At 61.3% G+C, this 20,979-nt stretch carries 20 protein-coding genes; 8 read left to right on the top strand and 12 right to left on the bottom strand.

The genetic code is table 11. The features are described 5' to 3' along the window. The 3 genes from hypF to INF58_RS11685 all read right to left on the bottom strand — a co-directional run bounded on the left by hypF (position 1) and on the right by INF58_RS11685 (position 3,918). Positions 1–2,217: a carbamoyltransferase HypF gene (gene hypF, locus INF58_RS11695; RefSeq protein ID WP_193527726.1), complete on the bottom strand. Its 2,217-nt coding sequence runs from the start codon at positions 2,215–2,217 to the stop codon at positions 1–3. A 6-nt stretch (positions 2,218–2,223) separates the two neighbouring features. After that, a complete protein-coding gene (hydN, locus tag INF58_RS11690) occupies positions 2,224–2,769 on the bottom strand; it encodes an electron transport protein HydN (protein WP_063869411.1) in 546 nt (181 codons plus the stop codon). A 132-nt stretch (positions 2,770–2,901) separates the two neighbouring features. Beyond that, entirely contained in the window at positions 2,902–3,918 is a 1,017-nt protein-coding gene (locus INF58_RS11685) for a LacI family DNA-binding transcriptional regulator (RefSeq protein ID WP_193527757.1), read from the bottom strand. Between the two features lie 211 nt (positions 3,919–4,129). On the opposite strand from INF58_RS11685, the gene ascF reads away from it, so the two are divergent. Both ascF and INF58_RS11675 read left to right on the top strand, forming a co-directional pair. After that, complete coding sequence (gene ascF / locus INF58_RS11680) at positions 4,130–5,581, top strand: PTS cellobiose/arbutin/salicin transporter subunit IIBC (RefSeq protein ID WP_063451854.1); 1,452 nt, start codon at positions 4,130–4,132, stop codon at positions 5,579–5,581. An 18-nt stretch (positions 5,582–5,599) separates the two neighbouring features. Further along, entirely contained in the window at positions 5,600–7,024 is a 1,425-nt protein-coding gene (locus INF58_RS11675) for a 6-phospho-beta-glucosidase (protein WP_193527725.1), read from the top strand. A 79-nt stretch (positions 7,025–7,103) separates the two neighbouring features. On the opposite strand, the gene hycI is transcribed toward INF58_RS11675, so the two are convergent. The 9 genes from hycI to hycA form a co-directional block, all read right to left on the bottom strand. Continuing rightward, entirely contained in the window at positions 7,104–7,559 is a 456-nt protein-coding gene (hycI, locus tag INF58_RS11670) for a hydrogenase maturation peptidase HycI (protein ID WP_112792753.1), read from the bottom strand. Continuing rightward, on the bottom strand, positions 7,552–7,962 hold the full coding sequence (locus tag INF58_RS11665) for a formate hydrogenlyase maturation HycH family protein (protein ID WP_063869405.1): 411 nt from the start codon (positions 7,960–7,962) through the stop codon (positions 7,552–7,554). Before INF58_RS11665 ends, hycI begins: the two co-directional genes overlap by 8 nt. Next, a complete protein-coding gene (locus INF58_RS11660) occupies positions 7,959–8,726 on the bottom strand; it encodes an NADH-quinone oxidoreductase subunit B family protein (protein WP_193527724.1) in 768 nt (255 codons plus the stop codon). Before INF58_RS11660 ends, INF58_RS11665 begins: the two co-directional genes overlap by 4 nt. After that, complete coding sequence (locus INF58_RS11655; RefSeq protein ID WP_193527723.1) at positions 8,726–9,268, bottom strand: formate hydrogenlyase complex iron-sulfur subunit; 543 nt, start codon at positions 9,266–9,268, stop codon at positions 8,726–8,728. Before INF58_RS11655 ends, INF58_RS11660 begins: the two co-directional genes overlap by 1 nt. Positions 9,269–9,277: 9 nt before the next feature. Then, entirely contained in the window at positions 9,278–10,987 is a 1,710-nt protein-coding gene (gene hycE / locus INF58_RS11650; protein ID WP_112792752.1) for a formate hydrogenlyase subunit HycE, read from the bottom strand. Positions 10,988–11,002: 15 nt separating this feature from the next. Next, on the bottom strand, positions 11,003–11,926 hold the full coding sequence (locus INF58_RS11645) for a respiratory chain complex I subunit 1 family protein (RefSeq protein WP_063869403.1): 924 nt from the start codon (positions 11,924–11,926) through the stop codon (positions 11,003–11,005). Between the two features lies 1 nt (position 11,927). Further along, on the bottom strand, positions 11,928–13,742 hold the full coding sequence (gene hycC, locus INF58_RS11640) for a formate hydrogenlyase subunit 3 (RefSeq protein WP_193527722.1): 1,815 nt from the start codon (positions 13,740–13,742) through the stop codon (positions 11,928–11,930). Continuing rightward, positions 13,739–14,347: a 4Fe-4S dicluster domain-containing protein gene (locus INF58_RS11635; protein WP_063451863.1), complete on the bottom strand. Its 609-nt coding sequence runs from the start codon at positions 14,345–14,347 to the stop codon at positions 13,739–13,741. The genes hycC and INF58_RS11635 overlap by 4 nt, the downstream gene beginning before the upstream one ends. A 72-nt stretch (positions 14,348–14,419) precedes the next feature. Continuing rightward, complete coding sequence (hycA, locus tag INF58_RS11630) at positions 14,420–14,884, bottom strand: formate hydrogenlyase regulator HycA (RefSeq protein WP_063451864.1); 465 nt, start codon at positions 14,882–14,884, stop codon at positions 14,420–14,422. 210 nt (positions 14,885–15,094) lie between these two features. On the opposite strand from hycA, the gene hypA reads away from it, so the two are divergent. The 6 genes from hypA to flhA are packed head-to-tail and all read left to right on the top strand — an operon-like array spanning position 15,095 to position 20,840. After that, complete coding sequence (hypA, locus tag INF58_RS11625) at positions 15,095–15,445, top strand: hydrogenase maturation nickel metallochaperone HypA (RefSeq protein ID WP_193527721.1); 351 nt, start codon at positions 15,095–15,097, stop codon at positions 15,443–15,445. Between the two features lie 3 nt (positions 15,446–15,448). Further along, positions 15,449–16,312: a hydrogenase nickel incorporation protein HypB gene (gene hypB, locus INF58_RS11620; protein WP_193527720.1), complete on the top strand. Its 864-nt coding sequence runs from the start codon at positions 15,449–15,451 to the stop codon at positions 16,310–16,312. After that, on the top strand, positions 16,303–16,575 hold the full coding sequence (locus tag INF58_RS11615) for a HypC/HybG/HupF family hydrogenase formation chaperone (protein ID WP_063869393.1): 273 nt from the start codon (positions 16,303–16,305) through the stop codon (positions 16,573–16,575). Before hypB ends, INF58_RS11615 begins: the two co-directional genes overlap by 10 nt. Before the next feature lie 3 nt (positions 16,576–16,578). Then, positions 16,579–17,700, top strand: coding sequence for a hydrogenase formation protein HypD (gene hypD / locus INF58_RS11610; protein WP_193527719.1), 1,122 nt, complete (start codon positions 16,579–16,581; stop codon positions 17,698–17,700). After that, on the top strand, positions 17,697–18,707 hold the full coding sequence (hypE, locus tag INF58_RS11605; protein WP_193527718.1) for a hydrogenase expression/formation protein HypE: 1,011 nt from the start codon (positions 17,697–17,699) through the stop codon (positions 18,705–18,707). The genes hypD and hypE overlap by 4 nt, the downstream gene beginning before the upstream one ends. Positions 18,708–18,767: 60 nt before the next feature. Further along, positions 18,768–20,840, top strand: coding sequence for a formate hydrogenlyase transcriptional activator FlhA (gene flhA, locus INF58_RS11600; protein ID WP_193527717.1), 2,073 nt, complete (start codon positions 18,768–18,770; stop codon positions 20,838–20,840). Positions 20,841–20,979: the final 139 nt, after the last annotated feature.

The following is a 20,979-nucleotide window of genomic DNA, read 5'->3' as shown; positions in this document are numbered from 1 at the left end:
TTAAATCCTTTGTGAACATGACCGGGCGGCAGCAACCACCGCCTGCCCGAAGGAGATCGCTCCGTCACCTGCGGGCAGGCGCGAAGGAAACAGAAGCGTGAAATCGGAAAGGTAATGACGAAGGCGCGCGCGCAGCAGGCGGTTGTGAAGGACGCCTCCGCTGAAGCACACCGTAGAGAGCGACAGTCGGCGCGCATGCGTTGCCGCCAGTTCACTCAGCCCCTTCGCCAGCGCATCGTGAAATGCCCAGGCGCGCTCGCCGGGTTCCGCCCGCCAGGCCAGCCACTGCTGCCAGAACAGCGTGAGGTTATCCGCCTGTAGCGTCACCGGATGATCGACTCCCGCGTACCGTTCGGCCAGCGCCTCCAGCCGGCACGCGGCTTCGCCCTCATAGCGCTGCGTTTCAATGCCCAGCGCACAGGCCACGGCGTCGAACAGCCGACCACAGGAAGAGGCCAGCGGCGCATTGATACCGCGTGACACCGCCGTTGCCAGCAGCGGCCAGTTTTGACGCTGTACCGCCTCTGTTTCCGGGTACTGCTGCCAGTCGGGTACGAACGCCAGACAGTGGGCGAGCAAATTGCGCCACGGCTGTTTCGCTGCCAGATCGCCCCCGGGCAGCGCAACGGCTGGCAGACCGCCCAGCCGTTCGCAGTCGAGATAGTTCACCCGCAGGCACTCGCCGCCCCACAGCGCGCCATTCTCGCCCATGCCGATCCCGTCCAGCGTCAGGGCAATAGCATCCCCGCCGTCCAGCGGCCAGCCGTTCTCCGCCAGACACGCTGCCGCATGCGCGTGATGATGCAGCACGGTTGCAACGGGCAGCCCCTGCGCCTGCGCCCACCGTTGGGCGTGATATCCGGGATGGGCATCGCACACCACGCGTTCAGGCTGAAAAGCGTAAATCTGCTGCATCAGCGCCAGCGCCGCGCGCCACTGGGCGTCAACGCCCTCGTCGCGAAGGTTGCCAAAATGCTGGCTCAGCACCGCCTGGCTGCCGCGCACCAGGCAGAAGGTATTTTTCATGTCTGCGCCGGTGCACAGCATGGGAGGGATATCGCGAAATCCGGCGGGTAATGTGATGGCATCCGGCACAAAACCCCGCGCGCGACGCAGCATTGCGCCCTCCTGATCCATCACCGAATCATCCATCCGTTGCAGAATGTCGCGGTTGTGCAGCAGGAAACCGTCAGCCACGTCGCGGAGCGCTTCCAGCGCCTGCGGGTTGGTGATGGCGGGCGGCCGACCGCTGAGGTTACCGGAGGTCATCACCAGCGGGCGCCGGCACGCCAACACTAACAAATGCTGGATCGGGTTCGCGGGCAGCATCACGCCGACCGTATTCAGCCCCGGGGCAATCTCCTCAGGAAACGCGGGAAGAGAGGCTTTTGGCGTCAGCACAATCGGCGCAGCGGAAGAGCGTAACCGCGTCTGAATGGCCTGCGGCAGATCATCCGCATGGGGGATCATCACCGCCAGCGGCTTCGTCGGGCGCTGCTTGCGTGCCCGCAACGTCTGTACCGCCCGGGGGTTAAGCGCGTCGCAAACCAGATGAAATCCCCCCAGCCCTTTAACCGCCACGATCCCGCCGTTTTTCAGCCTCTCCACCGCCGCGTTTAAGGCCGATTCGCGAGTGGCAACAGTGTCTCCGGCTCGCCACTCCAGCTGCGGTCCACAGTCCGGGCAGGCCACCGGCTGGGCGTGAAAACGGCGATCGGCTGGATTGCGGTATTCCGTTTCACACGGCGGACAGAGGGGAAATGGGGCCATCGACGTGGCCGGTCGGTCATACGGCATGGCGCGGATGATGGTGAAACGCGGGCCGCAGTGGGTGCAGTTAATAAACGGGTAGCGATAGCGACGTTCGCGGGGATCGCGCATTTCCGCCAGGCACGCGGGGCAGGTGGCGGCATCCGGGACGATTTGCGTGTCCATCGCCCCGCTCTCGCTGTGGCGGATGACAAACGCGTCCGGCAGCGTCGTCCAGCTGAACGGCTGCGTTTCAACGTGATCGATACGCGCCAGCGGTGGGCAATCCTGGCGCAGTCTCGCGGTAAAGTCACCCCCACTGCCCGCGAGACGCACCAGGACCCCCTCTCCGTCGTTGCACACGTCGCCTGTCAGCTTCAGCCGATGCGCCAGCTGCCAGACGAAGGGCCGAAACCCCACGCCCTGTACTTTGCCGCGCACCCGAAGCTGTACGCCGTTCACGCGCATTGCAGCTTAAAACAGCAGCGATGACGAGGTGTCGAACGCCGCGCGGCGGCGTTTTTCGGCACTCATCTGTTCGAGCTTGTCGCGATCGACGCAGACCAACGCATGCGTCGGACAGGCTTCCATACAGGCCGGACCGGCGTCGCGGTGGTAGCAGAGGTCACATTTATTGGCTTCGGCTTTCTCCGCGCGCACGCTCAGCCCGATACCGCTGTTGCGCACCACCGGGCGAACCACCACCTCCATCGCGCCATACGGACACGCCACCACGCAGGTTTTGCACCCAATGCAGCGCTCCTGCATCACGTGCACAAAACCTTTCTCGCGCTTGATCGCGCCGTTCGGACAGACGTTGGCGCACGGCGCATCTTCACACTGGCGACAGATAGCGGCGGTGGAAATATTCACGCCTTTAATGACGTGAATGCGCGGCAGGAAAGTGTCGGGAGTCAGAGCGGCGCAATCCTGCTCTGCCTGATGGGACACCACGCACGCAACCTCACAGGTACGGCAACCAATGCATTTACTGGCATCGGCCATAATAAAACGGTTCATCTGCTTCTCCGGCATAACTGTTATGCGCGAAGCTATTCATAAACCGTGCCAGTTTTTAATTTATTGATTTAAAAGAAGATAAATAACGTTGATCGCTGTCATCGTCATTAGTGACGATGACAGATGTCGACGTCAGCGATGCGGGCCGTCAGTAACGGAGTCGCGCAGGACAAGCTCGCCGGAGAAGGTTTGCTGGTATTTAAACTCACCGCCGTCGAGCATGAAAATCAGGCGGCTGATGGTCTCCTGGATCATTGCCGTCACCGGAATGCGCACGCTGGAGAGAGACGGCACGATGTAGGGCGCAATCGCCACGTCGTCAAAGCCGATGACGGACACCGCGTCCGGCATGGCGACGCCGCTCTCGTGCAGCTGCTTGATGGCACCGATCGCCATATCGTCATTGCTCGCCACCAGCGCGGTAAACGCTTCGCCACGGCTGAGCAGCTGTGTGACCGCCGCCGCGCCGCTGGCCGGGCTCCACTTCCCTTCGGCGATCAGCGCGTCGCGCACGGCAATGCCGTGCTGCGCCAGGGCGTCCCGGTAGCCGGAGAGACGCTCCACGCCGGTCGGTGAATCCAGCGAGCCGGTGATAAACGCAATGTCCCGGTGGCCTTTCGCGATCAGCTGCGAAACCGCGTCCTGACACGACGCTTTATGATCGGACCAGACGCTGTGGCTGCTGTTTTTCCGCAAACGGCGGTTGAGCACCACGATCGGCTGCTCGCATTTGTCGATAATCTCGTCCAGCTCTTCCACGCTCAGAAAACGCGGGTAGATGATCACCGCATCACAGCGCATATCCAGCAGGTACTGGATCGCCTCGCGCTCTTCTTCGGCGCTGTGTTTACCATCCGCCAGGATCAGTTGACGGCCCTTCTCTTCCGTCATCCGCGCGGCGTTAAACAGCAGCTCGCTAAAGTAGACGCCGTGGTAAAGGGTGTTCGTCACCACCAGCCCCAGGGTCTGGGTGCGTTTGGTCGCCAGGTTACGCGCCAGCAAATTGGGGCGATACCCGCTCTCTTCAATGGCCTGAAAAACCCGGTCTTTGGTCTCCTGGCTAACGTAGCCGTTTCCCGACAGCACCCGGGAAACCGTCGCTTTCGACACGCCCGCCCGCTTCGCCACTTCCAGCATCGTGGTCATAATGTTATTCCCTTCAAAACCGATGAGCCGCAGTGTACTTCACCGCAGAAAAATTGTCGCAGCAGCGTTGTCACGCTTTTTACGGTCACGAGTGATCGTCATCACGAAACGAAAAAATGCATAAAAAGCGATCTTGTGCGTTCAAAAGAAACTCAAGATGATTATGTGAAACCGGTTTCCTACATTTCACACAACGATAACAGGAACATTTCCGATGGCCAAAAACTACGCCGCGCTGGCAAACGACGTTGTCAGCGCGCTGGGCGGCAAAGACAACATCGTCGCCGTCACCCACTGCATGACGCGCCTGCGCTTCGTTCTGAAAGACGAAAGCCTTACCGACGCCGCGCGCCTGAAAAGCATCAGCGGCGTGCTCGGCGTGGTGCGCAACGACAACCAGTGCCAGGTGATTATTGGCAATACCGTGTCCCAGGCGTACCGTGAAGTGGTGAACCTGCTGCCAGCCAACCTGCAACCTGCCGTACCGGAAGGTCCACAGAAACTCACGCTGCGCCGGATTGGCGCGGGGATCCTCGACGCGCTGATCGGCACCATGTCGCCGCTGATCCCGGCGATCATCGGTGGCTCAATGGTCAAGCTGCTGGCGATGATCCTCGAAATGACCGGCGTGCTGGAAAAAGGCGCGCCGACGCTCACCATTCTGACGGTCATCGGCGACGGAGCCTTCTTCTTCCTGCCGCTAATGGTGGCGGCTTCCGCAGCGGTGAAGTTCAAAACCAACATGTCGCTGGCGATTGCCATTGCGGGCGTGCTGGTTCACCCGAGCTTTATCGAGCTGATGGCGAAAGCCGCGCAGGGCGAGCACGTTGAGTTCGCGCTGATCCCGGTGACGGCGGTGAAATACACCTACACGGTGATCCCGGCCCTGGTCATGACCTGGTGCCTGTCGTATATCGAACGCTGGGTGGACAGAATTACCCCGGCGGTAACGAAAAACTTCCTGAAGCCGATGCTGATCGTGCTGATTGCCGCCCCGCTCGCCATCGTGCTGATTGGCCCGCTGGGGATCTGGATCGGTAGCGCCATCTCGGCGCTGGTCTACACCATCCACGGCTATCTGGGCTGGCTGTCCGTTGCCATCATGGGCGCGCTGTGGCCGCTGCTGGTGATGACCGGAATGCACCGCGTCTTTACGCCAACCATCATCCAGACCATTGCCGAAACGGGCAAAGAAGGGATGGTGATGCCGTCGGAAATCGGCGCTAACCTGTCGCTCGGCGGCTCGTCGCTGGCGGTGGCGTGGAAAACGAAAAACCCGGAACTGCGCCAGACGGCGCTGGCGGCAGCGGCCTCCGCCATCATGGCGGGGATCTCTGAACCGGCCCTGTACGGCGTGGCGGTACGTCTGAAGCGCCCGCTGATTGCGAGCCTGATCAGCGGCTTTATCTGCGGCGCGGTCGCGGGCATGGCAGGCCTTGCCAGCCACTCGATGGCGGCGCCGGGGCTGTTCACCAGCGTGCAGTTCTTCGATCCGGCCAACCCGATGACCATCGTCTGGGTGTTTGGCGTGATGGGGCTGGCGGTCGTGCTGTCGTTTGTTCTGACCCTGCTGTTAGGGTTCGAGGATATTCCGGTTGAAGACGAAGCCGAAAAAGCACGCGCCCTGCAAACCGCACCGGTCCAGAACAAAGCAGCAGAAGCATAAACTGAAAGCGAGGTAAGAATGTCTGTTTTTCCACAAGGATTTTTATGGGGCGGCGCGCTTGCCGCCAACCAGAGTGAAGGTGCTTACCGTGAAGGCGGCAAAGGACTGACGACGGTCGATATGATCCCCCATGGCGCACACCGTCTGGCGGTAAAGGTCGGTAAGGAAAAACGGTTTTCGTTGCGTGACGACGAATTTTACCCGAGCCACGAGGCGATTGATTTTTACCATCGCTACAAAGAAGACATCGCCCTGATGGCGGAGATGGGCTTTACGGTGTTCCGCACCTCGATTGCCTGGAGCCGCCTCTATCCGAACGGCGACGAGCCGCTGCCAAATAAAGAGGGCATCGCCTTCTACCGGGCGGTGTTTGAGGAGTGTAAAAAGTACAACATCGAGCCGCTGGTGACCCTGTGCCACTTCGACGTGCCGATGCACCTGGTGACGGAGTACGGCTCCTGGCGCAACCGCAAAATGGTGGATTTCTTCGCCCGCTACGCCCGCACCTGCTTCGAGGCGTTTAACGGGCTGGTGAAATACTGGCTGACCTTCAACGAAATCAACATCATGCTGCACAGCCCGTTCTCCGGCGCGGGGCTGGTGTTTGAGGAAGGTGAAAACGAGGATCAGGTGAAATACCAGGCCGCGCACCACGAGCTGGTGGCGAGCGCGCTGGCGACCAAAATCGCCCACGAGGTCAACCCGGAAAACCAGGTCGGCTGCATGCTGGCGGGCGGCAATTTTTACCCGTACTCCTGCAAGCCGGAAGACGTGTGGACGGCGCTGGAGAAAGATCGCGAGAACCTGTTCTTCATCGACGTGCAGGCGCGCGGCAGCTATCCGGCCTACTCTGCTCGCGTGTTCCGCGAAAAAGGCGTCGTGATTGTGAAAGATCCCGGCGACGACGAACTGCTGAAAAACACCGTCGATTTTGTCTCGTTCAGCTATTACGCCTCGCGCTGCGCGTCGGCGGACATGAACGCGGGCAACACCAGCGCGGCGAACATCGTGAAGTCTCTGCGTAACCCGCACGTTCAGGTAAGCGAGTGGGGCTGGGGTATTGACCCGCTCGGCCTGCGCATCACCATGAACATGATGTACGACCGCTACCAGAAGCCGCTGTTCCTGGTGGAAAACGGCCTCGGCGCGAAGGACGTCATTGATGAAAATGGCGAGATCCACGACGACTACCGCATCAGCTACCTGCGCGAGCATATCCGCGCGATGGGCGATGCAATTGAGGACGGCGTGCCGCTGATGGGCTACACCACCTGGGGCTGCATTGACCTGGTGTCTGCCTCAACGGGGGAGATGAGCAAGCGCTACGGGTTTGTGTACGTTGACCGCGATGACGCCGGCAACGGGACGCTGGAGAGAAAGCGTAAGAAATCGTTCTGGTGGTATAAGAAGGTGATTGCGAGTAACGGGGCGGATCTGGCGTAGCCTGTTGCCCGGTGGCGCTACGCTTACCGGGCCTAGGGTTTTGTAGGCCGGGTAAGGCGTAGCCGCCACCCGGCACTGCTCAGAGCGGAGAAAACCCGCCGTCCCCAACCCATCCCGCCAGCCGCGAATACACCTCCTCCACCGCCGCCTTCACCGGCGGCGTCATCGGGTAATAAAACCCGACAATGTCCGGCTGGATACCTAAAAACAGCACCTCACCCACGTCGTCTTTAATCTGATCGACAAGGTAGTTCAGCGGCATATTGTGGGTAGTCATCATAAACATCTCGGCGATGTCGTCCGGGTCAATCAGGCGGATTTCGCCCGGGTTCAGCCCCATATCGGTGGCATCCACAATCAACAGCCTTTCCGGGCGCAGCTCGCGAATGGCCACCACGTCGTTTTCCGGCGCGCTGCCGCCGTCGATTACCACCCAGTCGCCCTGCGGTTTTGCGCCACACATCTCCGCCAGCAGCGGGCCCGCGCCGTCGTCGCCCATCATGCTGTTGCCGACACACAGTAAAACGTCAGTCACGTAATCTCCTCACCATCAGGTAGATGGCGCTCTCCTGATGAATATCGTGCAGCATGCCGAGCAGCGTTTTGCTCCACGCCTGCTGCGCCGGGGTTTGCCTGCCGAGCGCCGCGTCAAAGGCGTTGGCGAGCATCGTGATATGGTTGGCGTCAATAACGATTTCGCCGTACTTCGGTACGCCCTCCATCTTGCGCCGCGCCGGGCTGCCCTCCTCCAGCGTGGCGATCCACGCCAGATATTCCGGCCACGGGCAGCTGAGCGCCGCCTCAAGGCAGTCGATCACCCCGAGGTGGTGCCCAATCGCCAGGCTGTAATAGACCACCTGCTGCGCCGCATCCGGCGTGGCGTCGTTCTCATCAATAAATTTACGGCTCAGCTGGCTGAACACCACCGTTTCACTCATCGGATACGCGCCTCATCCACAATGCTGTTCAGGTTCGCCACGATCTCATTGAGACGCGGATCGTTTTCCGCCTCCAGCCAGCGCGCCACCTGATGGTCGCCCTGGCTCAGCAGGCGCAGGTAATCGTCGGCAATCTGACGCCCGTAACGGTAGCCTGCCAGCCTGCGCGCCGTGCGGTCCACCTTCACGCGCAGCGGCTGCACCATGTCCGGATGCAGAATGGCCGCGGGCTGGTTGTCGATCTCGCCAGGGGCGCGGACGTGGATCTTCTGCTCCAGCAGGCCGAGCGCCATCGCAAAGCCGTACAGCGTGGCGGCGGGCGTCGGCGGGCAGCCCGGAATATAGACATCCACCGGCACGATTTTGTCGGTGCCGCCCCAGACGCAGTAAAGATCGTGGAAGATGCCGCCGCTGTTGCCGCAGGCGCCGTAGGAGATGCAGATTTTCGGGTCCGGCGCAGACTGCCAGGCGCGCAGCGCGGGCGATCGCATGGCGCGGGTCACCGCCCCGGTAAACAGCAGAATGTCCGCATGGCGCGGAGACGGCACCACTTTGATGCCGAAGCGCTCGGCGTCAAACAGCGGCGACAGGGTGGCGAAGATCTCGATCTCGCAGCCGTTGCAGCCGCCGCAGTCCACGCGGTAAACGTAGGCCGAGCGTTTGATTTTTTTCAGCAGCGACGCCTTCATGCTGGCGATGGACTCCTCCACCGTCAGCGGCACCGGAATGCCGTTATCGTCGCGCGGGCCGAGTAAGTTTTCCATCAGCTGGCCTCTCTCATATGGCGGGTTAAATCGATGCGGTCAGACGGCAGCAGGCACTTCTGACGCTTACACTCTGGGCAGGTTTCGAAACTTTCACGGTGCTGCTCCGCGCGGGCGTCGCCGTTGTGCTTCAGCAGCGCGATAGCGTAGTCGATCTCTTTTTGCACGGCGAACGGACGCTTGCAGACGCGGCAGGTGCACAGCGCGAAGCGCGACTGCTGGAGAAAATCCTCTTTTTTCCACACCGCCAGCTCGTACTCCTGAGAAAGTCGGATGGCGACCATCGGGCAGACCTCCTCGCAGCGGCCGCAGAAGATGCAGCGTCCGAGGTTAAACTGCCAGGCCAGCTCGCCGGTTTTGAGGTCCGTTTCCACTGTTAAGGCGTTCGACGGGCAGGCGTTGACGCAGGCCGCGCAGCCGATGCACTGCTGCGGGTTATGCTCCGGCTTGCCGCGAAAGTTTTTATCCACCGGGATCGGCTCCAGCGGATAGCTGCTGGTCTGCGCGCCGGTTTTGATCGCTTTTTTGATAAAGGTAAACATGGCGAGTCCTTATTTCAGCGGCGAGTTCTTGCGCTCAATGCTGTAACGCTCAAGCTCTTTGTACGGCACCACCTGGCTTTTCTTCTTACGCACGTCCACCACCGTCATGCGGTCGGTGCAGGAGTAGCACGGATCGAGGCTGCCGATGATCAGCGGCGCGTCAGAGACCGTGTTGCCGCGCAGCATATAGCGCAGGGTAGGCCAGTTGGCGTAGGTCGCCGCACGACAGCGCCAGCGGTAGAGCTTCTGGTTGTCGCCGGTCATGCTCCAGTGGATATCATCCCCGCGCGGCGCTTCGGCAAAGCCGAGGGCAAAGCGGTTTGGAATATAGGTGAAACCTTCCACCATCAGCGGACCGCCCGGCAGGTTGTCCAGGCCGAAGTCGATCATGTTCAGGGCGGTGTAGACCTCGTTGATGCGCACCTTGAGGCGAGAAATCACGTCGCAGCCCTGTTCGCTGTGCACGGTCATCGGCAGCAGGCCGTAGCCGACGAACGGGTGATCGGCGCGGGTGTCGCGGGCGTGGCCGCTGGCGCGCACCATCGGGCCGACGTTGCTGAAGTCGCGGGCAATTTCCGGATCAAGACGACCAATCCCGACGGTGCGCTGCTCGATGTTTGGCGTGCTGAGCAGCATGTCCACCAGCTCCTGCACGTCGCGACGCATCTGCTGCGCCAGCTGGCGGGTCTTGATCATGTCGTCTTTCAGCAGGTCGCGGCGGATCCCGCCGATCAGGTTCAGGCCGTAGGTTTTACGCGCCCCGGTGAGAATTTCCGCCATTTTCATCGACGCTTCGCGCACGCGGAAGAACTGCATAAACCCGGAGTCAAAGCCGACGAAGTGGCAGGCCAGGCCGAGGTTCAGCAGGTGTGAGTGCAGGCGCTCCACCTCCAGCAGAATGGCGCGGATCATCTGCGCGCGCTCCGGCACCACGATCCCCATGCCGTTTTCCACCGAGGTGGTGTAGGCGGTGCTGTGGGCGAAGCCGCAGATGCCGCACACGCGGTCTGAGAGGAACGTGACCTCGTTGTAGCCCATGCGGGTTTCCGCCAGCTTCTCCATGCCGCGGTGAACGTAGAACAGGCGGTAGTCGGCGTCGATGATGTTTTCGCCGTCAACGAACAGGCGGAAGTGGCCCGGTTCATCGGAGGTGACGTGCAACGGGCCGATCGGCACCACGTTGTTCTTCTTGCTGCCCAGCTCGTTGATGAACTCGTAGGTTTCGCTGTCGGTGGTCGGGGCCGGACGCTGGCGGTAGTCCATGCTGTCCTTGCGCAGCGGATAGAGTTCATCCGGCCAGTCATCCGGCAGCACCAGACGACGCTCGTCCGGCAGGCCGACCGGCACCAGGCCGTACATGTCGCGCACCTCGCGCTCGCCCCAGACGGCGGCAGGAACGCGCGGCGTCACGGACGGGTATTCCGGCTTATTCGGGTCGACCTCGACGCGCACGGTGAGCCAGCACTTCTCGCCCTGCTCCATCGACATCACGTAATACACCGCATAGTTGCCGCAGAGCTGGCGCTCGTCGTTGCCAAACAGCACCGACAGCCACCCGCCCTGCCGGTAGTAAAGAAACTCCACCACTTCCGGCAGATAGTTCACCTTTACGGTAATGGTTACCTGGTCTTTGGTTTGCCAGGATTCCTCCAGCACCACGCCGGGGAAGGCCTGATGCAACGCGGCGAGATACTGCTGACCTTTCTTTTCTTCAGACATAAATACTCTCTTTAATCACGCCACCAGCAAGGAGACGAACGCTAAAAATGCAAAACCAAAACCGGCCCAGGTGATGCGCGAGGTTGCCGCAAAACGCAGACGCGCCATGCTGTTCTCAAACAGGGCGATGACCAGCACGCCGATAAGCAGCTTGAGCGCGGCCACCACCACGGCCAACAGCAGGCCCCCCACAGAGAAGTGCGTCATCTGCCCCCACGGGAAGAAAACGCCCACGAACATCTGCAACACGACGAGCTGCTTAAGGCTGATGCCCCACTTCAGCACCGCAAAGCCGTAGCCGCTGTACTCGGTAAGCGGCCCTTCCTGTAGCTCCTGCTCCGCTTCCGCGAGATCGAACGGCAGCTTGCCCATCTCAATAAACGTGGCAAACGCGCAGGCACAGAGTGCCAGCACGAGCGGGATGGAGCGGGCCACCGGCCAGTGGTAAACGGTGTCGGTGATTAAGCTGATGTGGGTCGAACCTGCAACCTGCGCGGCCACCCACAGCCCCAGCAGCAGGATTGGCTCCACCAGCACGCCGAGCATCGCCTCGCGGCTGGCGCCGATCCCGGTAAACGGGCTGCCGGTATCCAGGCCCGCAATCGCAAAGAAGAAACGCGCGATAGCGAAGAGATAGATGAGCGTGATCAGATCGCCGAGCACCGGCAGCGGCGAGCCTACCGTGATCACCGGCAGCGCGGTGGCGATGGTCAGCATCACGCCGACCATCACAAACGGCGTCAGGCGGAACACCCAGCCTGCGGCATCCGGCGCGACGCTCTGGCGGGAGAGCAGCTTGAAAAGATCGCGGTACTCCTGGAGCACGCCAGGCCCGCGACGGTTATGCATTCGGGCGCGCGCCACGCGCGTGATGCCCGACAGCAGCGGCGCGGCGGCGAACAGCACCAGCGCCTGAAGAATTGCCAGTAATAGACTCATGTCAGGCTCCTCGTGAAATCACAATCACCACCAGCACCGCCAGCTCGATCAGCGCCAGTCGGCGGAACAGCACGGGCACGGCAGCGCTCTGCCAGCCCGGCACCCAGCCCTGCGGGTTAAGCCACTGGCGCAGCTTCAGCACGGCGGCGAAGTTCTCCTTCACCGGCATGGCAAAACCGTGGGCGGTAATGACCATCGACGGCTCGTGTTCGTAACCGCAGGCCCACGCCGCGCCGCGCGAGCGGGAGGCGAGACGGTCGCGTCTGAAGAACAGCATCAGCACGAACGGCAGCAGCGGTGCGGCAATCAGCAGCAGCGCCATCATCGGCTGGGAAACGACGGTATGCGCCGTCGCCAGCGGCAGCGGAATGGCGTGGCCCAGCAGCGGCAGCAGCCACGGCGCGGCAACCCCGCCCGCGATGCAGCACAGCGCCAGCGCGACCACGCTGGCGGCCATCAGTACCGGGGCGCAGCAGGCGTTTTCCGCTTCGCGGGTGCGCGGCGCGCCGAGGAAGGTGACGCCGTAGACCTTCGCCATGCACATCACCGCCAGCGCGCCGGTGATCGCCAGGCCCACCGCCAGCAGCGGGCCGAGTAAACGCCCGATAAACGCGTCGCTCTGGCTGAGCGCGAAGAAGGACTGGTAAATCACCCACTCTCCGGCAAAGCCGTTCAGCGGCGGCAGCGCGGCCATCGCCATCAGCCCCACCAGCATCGCCAGCGAAATGACGGGCATCTTTTTACCTATGCCGCCGAGCTTTTCGATATCGCGGTGCCCGGTGCGGAACCAGACGCTGCCCGCGCCGAGGAACAGGGTGCTTTTGAACAGGCTATGGTTGACGAGGTGATACAGACCGCCGATAAACCCGGCGGCAATCAGCGCCGGCTGGTTGAGCGCCAGCCCGGTGACGCCCGCGCCCATGCCGAGCAGGATAATCCCGATGTTTTCCAGGGTGTGGTACGCCAGCAGGCGCTGGATGTTGTGCTCCATCAGGGCGTACAGCCCGCCGACAAAGGCGGTGATCATCCCCGCAATCAGCAGCGCCACGCCCCACCACAGCGGCGGCTGACCGCCCGTCAGGGTTATCATAAGAACGCCGAACAGACCGACCTTCATTACCACCGTCGAAAACAGCGCGGCGGCGGGCGCAGAGGCGTTCGCATGCGCCTGCGGAACCCAGCCGTGCAGCGGGATAATCCCGGCCAGCAGGCCAAAGCCGACGACGCCCAATAGCCAGACGTCGTTGCCCAGCGTCTGGCCGTTAAGCGCGGCAAAGTCCAGGGTGCCGAAACGCTGCCACACCAGCCAGCAGGCCAGCGCCAGCAGCAGCGTGCCGAGGCGTCCGAGCGCAAACCACAGCTTGCCGGAGGCGCTGCATCCGGTCAGGAACACGCCGCACAGCGCCATGATTTCGGCCATCACCACTAGCGCGCCAAGGTTGCTGGCGATTACCGTGCAGACCGCGGCGGCCATCAGCAGGTTAACCAGCAGGCCGTTCGCTTTGGTCTGCTGATGGCGGTGCCAGTCGATATTAAACAGGCTGATAAACAGCCCGCACAGGCCAAAGGTCACCAGCCAGATGGCGTTCAGCGGCGTGAGTTCAACGGCGTGGTGAATCAGCGGAAGGGTTGTGTCGACGGGTTGGCCGTCGATCAGGACAACGCCGCCCGCCGCCAGCGTCATCAGGCTGCCGACCGCCCCGCCGATGCCGGCGATCCAGCCGCTCAGCGTTTTATGGAAGGAGACGATCGGCGCCAGGACCGCGGCGGCGGCAAACCAGGCCACGCCGCTGGTCATCATTACTATCGCGTTCATTTCGCCCCCTCGTTTAGCGCCCGCAGCAGCGAAAGATCGCCGACGTCGGTATTAATGGTCAGCTCGCGCTTACGCTTGCTGGTGCGGGCAATATCGCGAATGTTAACCAGGACCAGCGCCCGGGTCGGGCAGGTCCGCACGCAGGCCGGGCCCTGCTCATCAAAGCTGCACAGGTCGCACTTCACCGCGACGGCGCGCACGCCCGGCACCCAGTCCAGCAGCGTGCTCACGCGTGCCGGAGCCGGTGGCGCAGGCGGCGCTTTCGGGGTGTTGGCATTCGCCGGAATATGCAGCGGACGGCTGCCGGAAAATTCAATGGCACCGAACGGACAGGCGATGGCGCACAGCTTGCAGCTCACGCACAGGCTTTCGTTCAGCTGCACTGCGCCATCGACGCGGGTGATGGCGTTGACGGGACAGACGCCCGCGCACGGGGCATCTTCACAGTGGTGACAGAGCTGCGGGGCAGACTCTTTCTCATTACGCATGACGCGCAGGCGCGGCATGGACTGGAGCCCGTGCAGGCGGTGCGTTTCCGAGCACGCCGCCTCACAGGTCCGACAGCCAATACAGACCGTCGAGTCAGCAATTACAAAACGGTTCACCGGGCAATCCTCTGGTGATGGTCATTTTTGACGAAAAAAACTGTCTTATCGACACTTCTCGACACGCGTTTTTCAGGCCACGTTCGCTGAGGATTTTCCGTCGATCAGCTGTTTCAGGTTGATTGGCCGATCATGCTCAACGGCGGCGTAGAGGCCGTTGTAAACCGGCGCGATTTTCTCCAGATAGTGCTCCAGCACCTGCTGGCGATCGCGGTTGCTGACGTGACCGTCCACCATGCCGTCGGCCATCAGCTGCGCCCGGGCGATGCAGTGCCTGTCGCCCTCTTTCGTCTCGACGTAGTACTCAATCGTGTGGCTGTTGAAGGTCTCCGCCAGGGTGACGTAAATCGTAAAGTGACCGAACAGCACAAAGCGCATGTCCCCCTGCGCTGCACAGCTCATGGCGTGATGCAGGTGGGCCTTCGACAGCGTAATCCCCTGGATCAGTGAATTGCAGTACAGGTGCCATTGCTCCTGGAGCTGCTGATGACGTTGCGCGATGTAATCCGCTTTTTCGCTAATTTCCCAAATAGTCATAAAAGGTATCCGGTTAATGGAGTTAGCGGCTGTTAAGCAGATTTCGTGCCAGTTTTTAATTGATTGATTTAAATGAATTTTACAGGAAAGCATACTGTCACCGCCGCGGTGTCGACGTGTCATTTCGACAGCATTGACATCGTCACGCCGTAACCAAAACCAAGCTGGCACCGTTATTGCATTGAAGGGGCAATTCATTAAGGAGGCGTCATGCACGAAATCACCCTCTGCCAGCGGGCCCTGGAACTTATCGAACAGCAGGCTGTGCAGAACCACGCAAAACGCGTGACCGGCGTCTGGCTGAAGGTCGGCGCCTTTTCCTGCGTCGAGAGCAGCGCCCTCACCTTCTGTTTTGAACTGGTGTGCCGCGGCACGCTGGCGGAAGGCTGCGCGCTGCATATCGAGGAGCAGCAGGCAGAGTGCTGGTGCGAGCAGTGTCAGCAGTACGTCACGCTGCTTTCATCGAAGGTGCAGCGTTGTCCGCAGTGCCAGAGCAGCGGGCTGCGCATCGTGGCGGATGACGGCATGCAGATCCAGCGCCTCGAAATCGAGAAGGAGTAAGTTATGTGTAGTACCTGCGGTTGCGCCGAAGGCAACCTGTATATAGAAGGGGATGAACACCGTCCTCACTCCGCGTTTCGCTCCGCGCCCTTTTCCCCTGCCCCGCGTCCCGCGGCGGCACTGACCGGCATCACCTTTGCGCCACAGCGTTCCGACGCGGGCGACCTGCATTACGGCCACGGCGAAGCGGGTACCCACGCGCCGGGCATGAGCCAGCGCCAGATGCTGGAGGTGGAGATCGACGTGCTGGACAAAAATAACCAGCTCGCCGCCCGCAACCGCGCCCGCTTTGCGGCCCGTCAACAGCTGGTGCTCAACCTGGTCTCCAGCCCCGGCTCCGGTAAAACCACCCTGCTGACCGAAACCCTCAAACGGCTGAACCAACGCATCTCGTGCGCGGTGATCGAAGGCGATCAGCAAACCGTTAACGACGCGGCGCGCATCCGCGAAACCGGCACGCCCGCCATTCAGGTTAACACCGGCAAGGGCTGTCACCTGGATGCGCAGATGATTGCCGACGCCGCCCCGCGCCTGCCGCTGGAAGCGCACGGCATTCTGTTTATCGAAAACGTCGGCAACCTGGTGTGCCCGGCAAGCTTCGACCTTGGCGAACGGCATAAAGTGGCGGTGCTCTCCGTTACGGAAGGAGAGGACAAGCCGCTGAAGTATCCGCATATGTTTGCCGCCGCCTCCCTCATGCTGCTAAACAAAGTCGACCTGCTGCCGTACCTCAACTTTGACGTGGATAAGTGCGTGGCTTACGCCCGGGAGGTGAACCCGGACATTGAGATCCTGCTGGTTTCCGCCACGCGCGGTGACGGGATGGACGCCTGGCTGAACTGGCTGGAGAGCGAACGATGTGCATAGGCGTTCCCGGACAAATTCATTCCATTGACGGCAATCAGGCCAGGGTGGAGGTCTGCGGCATCCTGCGCGATGTCGACCTGACGCTAGTGGGCAGCCACGACGAAACCGGCGCATCGCGTCTCGGCCAGTGGGTGCTGGTCCACGTGGGGTTTGCCATGAGCGTGATTAATGAGGAGGAAGCCCGCGACACGCTGGACGCGCTACAGAATATGTTCGACGTTGAGCCGGACGTGGGCGCCCTGCTGTATGGGGAGGAACGATAACACATGCGTTACGTTGATGAATATCGCGCACCTGAGCGGGTGTTGCAGCTTATCGATCGCCTGAAATCCCGCGCGTCGCTGCTGGACTATACGGCAGACCGGCCGCTGCGGATCATGGAAGTCTGCGGCGGCCACACCCACGCCATCTTCAAATTTGGTCTCGACCAGCTGCTGCCGGAGAACATCGAGTTTATCCACGGCCCCGGCTGTCCGGTGTGCGTGCTGCCGATGGGGCGCATCGACAGCTGTCTCGACATCGCCAGCCGGCCCGGCGTGATTTTTTGCACCTTTGGCGACGCGATGCGCGTGCCGGGGAAAAACGGCTCGCTGCTCCAGGCAAAGGCGCGGGGCGCGGACGTGCGGATTGTCTACTCCCCGATGGATGCCCTGACGCTGGCAGAGGCTAACCCTGACCGCAAGGTCGTCTTTTTCGGGCTGGGTTTTGAAACCACCATGCCCGCCACCGCCATCACCCTCCAGCAGGCGAAAGCCCGCAACGTCACTAACTTTTTCTTTTTCTGCCAGCACATCACGCTGATCCCCACACTGCGCAGCCTGCTTGACGCGCCGGATAACGGCATCGACGCGTTTCTGGCGCCGGGCCACGTCAGCATGGTCATCGGCACAGACGCCTACGGTTTTATTGCTGAACAGTACAATCGTCCGTTAGTGGTGGCTGGATTCGAGCCACTTGATCTACTGCAAGGCGTGACCATGCTGGTTGAGCAGAAAATAGCGGCCCTGAGTGCGGTGGAAAATCAATATCGCCGCGTGGTGCCCGATGCCGGAAATAGACGGGCACAGCAGGCGATAGCCGACGTGTTTAGCGTGGAAGGCGACGGCGAATGGCGCGGGCTGGGGCTGATTGCGGAATCCGGCGTGCACCTGACGCCTGCGTATCGCGCCTTCGACGCCGAAGCGCATTTCCGCCCGCAGCCGCAGCAGGCGTGCGACGATCCCCGCGCCCGCTGTGGCGACGTGCTCACCGGCAAATGTAAACCTCATCACTGCCCGTTATTTGGCAACGCCTGTAACCCGCAAACCGCGTTTGGCGCGCTGATGGTCTCCTCCGAAGGGGCATGCGCCGCGTGGTATCACTATCGCAACCAGGAGTGTGAAGCATGAACACGGTGGAAATGGCGCACGGAAGCGGTGGACAGGCGATGCAGCAGCTGATTAACCGGCTGTTCATGGATGCCTTTAATAATCCCTGGCTCGCCGAGCAGGAGGATCAGGCGCGCATCGCGCTCTCAACCCTCACCGCACACGGTGACCGGCTGGCGTTCTCCACCGACAGCTACGTGATTGACCCGCTGTTCTTCCCGGGCGGCGATATCGGCAAGCTCGCCGTCTGCGGCACGGCAAACGATGTGGCCGTCAGCGGCGCCATTCCGCGCTACCTCTCGTGCGGGTTTATCCTCGAAGAAGGATTACCGATGGAGACGCTCGCGGCAGTGGTCAACAGCATGGCGCACACCGCCCGCGAGGCGGGGATCGCTATCGTGACCGGGGATACCAAGGTGGTACAGCGCGGCGCGGCGGATAAGCTCTTCATTAACACCGCCGGCATGGGCGCTATCCCTGCCGACATTCACTGGGGCGCGCAGCGGCTTTCCGTGGGCGACGTGCTGATCGTCAGCGGAACGCTGGGCTGCCACGGGGCAACCATCCTGAACCTGCGCGAAGGCCTGGGGCTGGACGGCGATCTGCGCAGTGACTGCGCGGTCCTCACGCCGCTGATCCAGACGCTGCGAACGGTGCCCGGCGTAAAAGCGCTGCGCGACGCCACCCGCGGCGGTGTCAATGCCGTGGTGCATGAGTTTGCCGCCAGCAGTGGCTGTGGTGTTGAGCTTAACGAGCGCAGCCTGCCCGTCAGGCCTGCCGTTCGCGGCCTGTGCGAACTGCTGGGACTCGACCCGCTTAACTTTGCCAACGAGGGCAAGCTGGTGATTGGCGTGGAACGCCAGTCTGCCGGGGCGGTGCTGGAGCAGCTACGTGCCCATCCTTTAGGGAAAGAGGCCGCCATTATAGGTGAAGTGGTTGAGCGCAAAGGGGTGCGCCTGACCGGGCTATACGGCGTGAAGCGCACGCTGGATCTGCCGCACGCTGAACCGTTACCCCGAATTTGCTAGACCGCGCCAAAAGCGGTCAGCGCTGACGTTTTTTTTGCCAGTTTCTATTGGAAAGCAATAATGCCGTATACACCGATGAGCGATCTTGGACAGCAGGGCCTGTTTGACATCACGCGCATACTTTTACAACAGCCCGACCTTGGCGCATTGAGCGATGCCCTGACCCGGCTGGTCAGGCAGTCAGCGCTGGCGGACAGCGCCGCCATTGTGCTCTGGCATAGCGCAACCCACCGCGCGAGCTATTTCTCAACGCGTGATAACGGCAAAATCTTCGAATATGAAGATGAAACGTTTCTGGCCCACGGCCCGGTGCGGCGTATTCTCTCCCGCCCGGAAGCCCTGCACTGCAATTTTGACCAGTTTCGCCAGGCCTGGCCGAAGCTGGCAGAGAGCAACCTTTATCATCCGTTCGGCCACTACAGCATGCTGCCGCTGGCGGTGGAGGGGCAAATTTTTGGCGGCTGCGAGTTTATCCGCACTACCGACCAGCCCTGGACCGAGGCGGAGTACGAGCGGTTGCATACCTTCACGCAGATTGTGTCTGTCGTGGCAGAGCAGATCCAAAGCCGCGTCACCAATAACGTGGATTACGACCTGCTGAGCCGCGAGCGCGATAACTTCCGCATTCTGGTCGCCATCACCAATGCCGTACTCTCGCGTCTCGATATGGACGAGCTGGTGAGCGAAGTCGCCAAAGAGATCCATCACTATTTCAGGATCGACGCCATCAGCATCGCGCTGCGCGGGAACCGGAAAGGCAAGCTGAACATCTACTCCACCCACTATCTTGATGAAGCTAACCCGGCGCACGAGCAGAGCGAGGTGGACGAAGCGGGAACCTTGTCTGAACGGGTATTTAAAAGCAAAGAGATCCTGCTGCTGAACCTCAGCGAGCAGGATCCGGTAGCACCCTACGAGCGGATGCTGTTTAACACCTGGGGCAACAAGATCCAGACCCTGTGCCTGCTGCCGCTGATGTCCGGCAACACCATGCTCGGCGTGCTCAAACTGGCGCAGTGCGATGAAGCCGTATTCACCACCGCCAACCTGAAGCTGCTGCGCCAGATCGCCGAGCGTATCTCCATCGCGCTGGATAACGCCCTCGCCTATCAGGAGATCCACCGCCTGAAAGAGCGGCTGGTGGACGAAAACCTGGCGCTGACCGAGCAGCTCAACAACGTGGACAGCGAGTTTGGCGAAATCATCGGGCGCAGTGATGCCATGTACAGCGTACTTAAGCAGGTGGAGATGGTGGCCCAGAGCGACAGCACGGTGCTGATCCTCGGTGAAACCGGCACCGGGAAAGAGCTGATTGCCCGGGCGATCCACAACCTGAGTAACCGCAACAGCCGCCGGATGGTGAAGATGAACTGCGCAGCGATGCCAGCTGGCTTGCTGGAAAGCGATCTGTTCGGCCACGAGCGCGGCGCCTTTACTGGCGCCAGCAGCCAGCGGCTGGGCCGTTTTGAACTGGCGGATAAAAGCTCTTTGTTCCTCGACGAAGTGGGCGATATGCCGCTGGAGCTTCAGCCCAAGCTGCTGCGCGTTTTGCAGGAGCAGGAGTTTGAGCGTCTCGGCAGCAATAAGCTGATCCAGACCGACGTGCGTCTGATTGCCGCCACCAACCGCGATCTGAAAAAAATGGTCGCCGACCGCGAGTTTCGCAGCGATCTTTACTATCGCCTGAACGTCTTCCCGATTTGCCTGCCGCCGCTGCGCGAGCGCCCGGAAGATATCCCCCTGCTGGTGAAGGCCTTTACCGCGAAGATTGCCCGCCGGATGGGGCGGAATATCGACAGTATTCCTGCCGAAACGCTACGTACTCTTTCGACGATGGAGTGGCCGGGGAACGTGCGCGAGCTGGAAAACGTCATTGAGCGCGCGGTACTGCTGACGCGCGGGAACGTCCTTCAGCTCTCTTTGCCTGAGGTCACCCATCAGGAAGCCCCCACGCTTTCGGCAGAAGTCGCGCAGGAAGGCGAAGATGAATATCAGCTGATTTTGCGCGTACTGAAAGAGACCAACGGCGTGGTAGCCGGACCGAAAGGCGCGGCGCAACGGCTGGGGCTGAAGCGCACCACCCTGCTCTCGCGCATGAAGCGTCTGGGAATTGATAAAGAGAGCCTGATTTAACCCGTCATTCCGGCGCCGTTCATGGCGCCGCTTTTCATTACTCTGCGTAATTGTTCCACGTTGACACAATATATTTTCCTCTGTATAAAATTCCGCCTTAATAATGCGTTTCATTTGCATCAACATAATTTTAATGAAG

Source organism: Enterobacter cloacae complex sp. P24RS (assembly GCF_014982165.1).
Taxonomy (GTDB): Bacteria; Pseudomonadota; Gammaproteobacteria; order Enterobacterales; family Enterobacteriaceae; genus Enterobacter; species Enterobacter quasihormaechei.
Note: the sequence above shows the minus strand (reverse complement) of the source record. Positions and strands in the feature narration are given on the sequence as shown.